The 4,700-nt window shown below is 65.1% G+C and carries 4 protein-coding genes and 1 pseudogene; 3 read left to right on the forward strand and 2 right to left on the reverse strand.

Annotation, left to right across the window (positions count from 1 at the left end):
- The coding region (locus tag AC3AYF_RS14950; protein WP_487779928.1) for an ATP-binding cassette domain-containing protein at positions 1–226 on the reverse strand (226 nt) is incomplete at its 3' end.
- Between the two features lie 72 nt (positions 227–298).
- Positions 299–1,285, reverse strand: a complete 987-nt coding sequence (locus AC3AYF_RS14955; protein WP_295040433.1) for a substrate-binding domain-containing protein — start codon at positions 1,283–1,285, stop codon at positions 299–301.
- Positions 1,286–1,575: 290 nt separating this feature from the next.
- Between AC3AYF_RS14955 and AC3AYF_RS14960 the strand changes: the two genes are divergently transcribed.
- The 3 genes and pseudogenes from AC3AYF_RS14960 to AC3AYF_RS14970 form a co-directional block, all read left to right on the forward strand.
- Positions 1,576–2,613: a substrate-binding domain-containing protein gene (locus AC3AYF_RS14960; protein ID WP_295040431.1), complete on the forward strand. Its 1,038-nt coding sequence runs from the start codon at positions 1,576–1,578 to the stop codon at positions 2,611–2,613.
- Between the two features lie 210 nt (positions 2,614–2,823).
- A complete protein-coding gene (locus AC3AYF_RS14965; RefSeq protein WP_149433726.1) occupies positions 2,824–4,074 on the forward strand; it encodes a sarcosine oxidase subunit beta family protein in 1,251 nt (416 codons plus the stop codon).
- Between the two features lie 166 nt (positions 4,075–4,240).
- A pseudogene (locus tag AC3AYF_RS14970) lies at positions 4,241–4,588 on the forward strand (sarcosine oxidase subunit delta); the annotation flags it as partial.
- Between the last annotated feature and the right edge of the window lie 112 nt (positions 4,589–4,700).

Consider the following 4,700-nt stretch of genomic DNA (forward strand, 5'->3'; position numbering starts at 1 on the left):
GGGTGATGCGACTCACGGCGTCGGCGTCGCCGAACGAGAACGCCGCCCCCGCTTCCGGCGTGTAGACCCCGTTGAGTATCTTGATCAGCGTGCTCTTGCCGCAGCCGTTCTCGCCGGCGAGGCAGAGCACTTCGCCGCGGCGAAGCTCGAAGGAGGCGTCATCGAGTACCCGGCTCTGGCCGAACACCTTGCTGACACGCTCCGCCCGCAGTGCGATGTCATCCATCGCTGTCTCTCCCGGAAGGCAAGATGAAAATCGGCCGCGCGGACATCGCGCGGCTGTGGAGGTCGGATCGCTTCAGAGACCGAGTTCGGCCAGCTCGTCGACCGTCTCCTCGTTCAGCTCCAGCGGCTTGGAGGCGTACAGGGTATGGCCGTCGAGACGAACTTCGCCGAGTACCGGCAGGTCGTCGCCATCGGCGATCTCGCCACCTTCGTAGAGCCTGTCGCCGAGGGCGACGAAGGCCTTGCCGGCTTCCAGCGGGCTCCACTGGAAGCCGCCGGTGATGACGCCTTCATGAACCAGGCGGCGACCCTGGCCGGGGGAGAACAGGCCCATGACCTTGATCTCTCCCGCCAGGCCGCGCTCCTTGACGGCCCGGGCGGCACCGATGGTGCCCTGGCTGCCGAAGGACATGATGCCGGCCAGATCGGGATGGGCGCGGATCAGGTCCAGGGTGGTATTGCGGCTGTCGTCGACGCTTTCGGCGACACCGAAGCGATCGGCGGCCTGCTCCATGTCCGGGCAGTTCGCGTCGAGCCATTGAACGGCGGCATCGGCCCAGGCGTTGTGGGCCGGCACGTTGAGTCCGCCGACATAGACGGCGTAGGAGCCTTCGCAGCCGGTGGTGTCGGCGAGCAGCCTGGCGTGCTCTTCACCCAGTTGCTGGGCGGAGATCATCTCGAAGTCGTAGTCGATGTTCTCGGAGTCGGGGCTTTCATGAGTGAGGACGATGATGCCCTGATCGCGGGCCTTCTTGAGTACCGGCTCCAGCACCTCGCGATCATTGGGGACCACGCCGATGACATCCACGCCGCGGGCGATGAGGTCTTCCACCGCACGCACCTGCAGCGCGGGGTCGGCGCTGGTCGGGCCGACCATGTAGGCATCGACGCCGAGCTCGTCGCCCATCTCCTCGATGCCTTGCTCCATGGCGTTGAACCAGGGTATCCCGCCGACCTTGGCCACGACCGCGATGGTGGGTTTGTCTTGAGCCTGCGCCATGCCGGCGCTGCCGATGACGCCCGCGACAACGGTCGCGGCGAGATACAAGTTGCGTTTCATGATCGGTTCCCCGTCGTTGGTGGTCCGACAGCGCAGCCGGCTCAGGGGGTGTTTACACAGTGCCTGCGCTCGGCGAGACAGCGTTGAGATCGACCTCGTACGCGAGCCAGGTCCTTTTTCGGACGGTGTCATCTCGGCCCCGCTCTGGCCTTCCCTGGTCGAACTCGTAAACACCCTTTCAGCGCTTCTGACCAAAGTCAGTTATGAATGCGCAATCGGTTGTGCAACTATTCGTTTCTGCATCGATCAGGTCAATGCTACTTTTGATCTACCGAAGGGGGAGGGGCCAAGTGTCGAGCGAGCCATCCAGAAAGCTGACCATCTACGATCTCGCCAAGCTGGCGAAATCCTCGCCGAGTACCGTCAGTGCCGTCCTGAACGGCACGTGGCAGCGCCGTCGGATCAGCCGCAAGCTGGCTCGGCGAATCCTCGATCTGGCCGAGCGCGAGGGGTATTCCACCAATATGCAGGCGCGGGCGTTGCGGCGCGATCGTTCCGGTATTCTCGGCATGATCCTGCCGCTCTACGACAACCGTTACTTCAGCTCGATCGCCCAGATATTCGAGGCCGAGGCTCGCCGGCGCGGCATCTTCACCATCGTCTCCTGCACCAACCGCGATCCGGACCAGGAGCGCGAGGCGGCCAGGATGATGCTGGCCTATCGCGTCGAACACCTGATCTGCACCGGGGCGACGAACCCGGATGCCATTGCCGAGATGTGCAGTGCCGCAGGTATCGCCAGCCTCAACCTCGATCTGCCCGGCACGGCCGCGCCGTCGGTGATATCCGCCAATCGCGAGGGAGCGCGCCGCTTGACCGACGCGCTGCTCGACCGGCTCGAGGCGCGGAAGATCGACGCGGCACGCGTGCTGTTCATCGGCGGCCGAGCCGAGGATCACAATACCCGGGAACGCATCGAAGGCTTTCGCCAGGCCCGCGAGAGACGCGGCCTGGCCACGAAGCCCACGGATATCGTTCCCTGCGATTACGCCGCCGAGAAGGCCCAGGCAGCGCTCGAGGCTTACGTCGGTCGTGAGGGCCGGTTGCCCGCGGCGATGTTCGTCAACTCCACGATCTCGCTGGAAGGGATCGTGCGCTGGCTGCGCCTCGGGGGCCACGACATGAACGACATCATCATGGGCTGCTTCGACTGGGATCCGCTGGCGGCAGCCTTCCATCCGCGCCTGATCATGATGCGCCAGGACGTGCCCACGATGATCGCGCGCCTCTTCGACTGGATCGACACCCCGCCCGAGGATCCGACGATGCGCCTGGAGGTCATGCCGGAGATCATCGGCCACTCCGCGGCAACCCCGGGGCGCGGATAGCCTCGCGCTCTCGTCGGTTCGGCGCCGTCCGGACCGCCCCTCGAACGGCAGCGGCGATCCTCTCTGTCGCAAATCGCAATGTCATGTCGCAAACACGCCCGAGCGTGACGTCGCAGAACATCATGGCCCCCAGGGTGGACGATACCATCGCGGAAAATCATCGACCCGAGGGTCGATACCGCCGTCCGCCGTGGCGTAGAGAGGGTCCCCATGCAACGTTATTCCGGTTTCAGCCTGGTCAAGCACGCGCTCAGTCATCACGAGAACTGGCAGCGTCACTGGCGCAATCCCACCCCCAAGAAGCGCTACGACGTGATCATCGTCGGCGGTGGCGGCCACGGTCTGGCGACGGCCTACTACCTCGCCAAGGAGTTCGGCGTCACCAACGTGGCGGTGGTCGAGAAGGGCTGGCTGGGCGGTGGCAATACCGCGCGTAACACCACCATCGTGCGCTCCAACTACCTGTGGGACGAGGCGGCGCAGCTCTACAACCACTCCCTCGACCTGTGGAAGGGGCTGTCGCAGGATCTCAACTACAACGTGATGTTCTCCCAGCGCGGCGTGCTCAACCTGGCGCACACCCTGCAGGACATGCGCGACGTGCAGCGCCGGGTCAATGCCAACCGCCTCAACGGCATCGACAGCGAGGTGGTGACCCCCGAGCAGATCAAGGAGATCGAGCCGGCGCTGGATACCTCCAAGCGCGCGCGTTACCCGATCATGGGTGCCTCGTGGCAGAAGAGCGCCGGGGTCGCGCGCCACGACGCGGTGGCCTGGGGCTTCGCCCGCGGCGCCGATGCGCTGGGCGTCGACCTTCTGCAGAACACCGAGGTGACCGGCTTCAAGATCCGCGACGGCCAGATCCACGGCGTGCACACCAACCGCGGCGATATCGAAGCGCAGACGGTGGGCTGCGTGGCCGCGGGCAACTCCGGCGTGCTGGCCAAGATGGCCGGGATCAAGCTGCCGCTGGAGTCGCATCCGCTGCAGGCGCTGGTCTCCGAGCCGCTCAAGCCGATCCTCAATACCGTCACCATGTCCAACCACGTGCACGGCTACGTCAGCCAGTCCGACAAGGGCGACCTGGTGATCGGGGCGGGGATCGACGGCTATCTCGGTTACGGTCAGCGCGGCAGTTACCCGACGATCGAGCACACCCTGCAGGCGATCGTCGAGATGTTCCCGATGTTCTCGCGGGTACGCATGAACCGGCAGTGGGGCGGCATCGTCGATACCTGCCCCGACGCCTGCCCGATCCTGTCCAAGACCCAGGTCAAGGGACTCTATTTCAACTGCGGCTGGGGCACCGGCGGCTTCAAGGCCACCCCCGGCTCCGGACACGTTTTCGCAGCCAGTCTGGCAAAAGGGGAAATGCACCCCATCGCGGCGCCGTTTTCCATCGATCGGTTCCATACCGGCGCCTTGATCGATGAGCATGGCGCCGCCGGCGTGGCGCACTGAGGGTACAAATGCCTGCGCGAGCGAATCGCTGCGTTACACGGTACTCGGACATTCGCCTAACCCCGCGTTATGTCTCTTGTCCTGCGTGCCGTGTGCCTTGCGCTTCATCTCGCTCGGCAATTTGTACAGGGACTGCTCGTAACAAGTCCAAACCGGAGTCAACACCATGTTTCATATCTTCTGTCCCTACTGCCAGGAGTACCGCGAGGAAGAGGAGTTTCATCCCAGCGGTCAGGCACACATCGAACGGCCGGCCGATCCCGCCAGCGTGAGCGACGAGGAGTGGGGGGACTACCTGTTCTTCCGTGACAACCCGCGCGGTATCCACCACGAGATGTGGGTGCACCGGCTGGGCTGTCGCAAGTTCTTCAATATCACCCGCGACACCGCGAGCTACGAGATTCTCGAGACCTATCGCATGGGCGAGCAGCCGAGCATCACCGCCGCCAGCGCCGAAGTGCGCCGCGAGCAGGGCGTGCAGACCGCCGATGGCGGCTGGCAGACCGTCGGCGCCCGGCCCGAGAACAGCCGGCTCAACGAGGAGACGCCGTCATGCCCCAGTCCAACCGGCGCAATCAGGGCGGGCGCATCGCCCGCTCGCGGCGGCTGTCGTTCACCGTCCACGG

This window comes from Salinicola sp. (assembly GCF_982684285.1).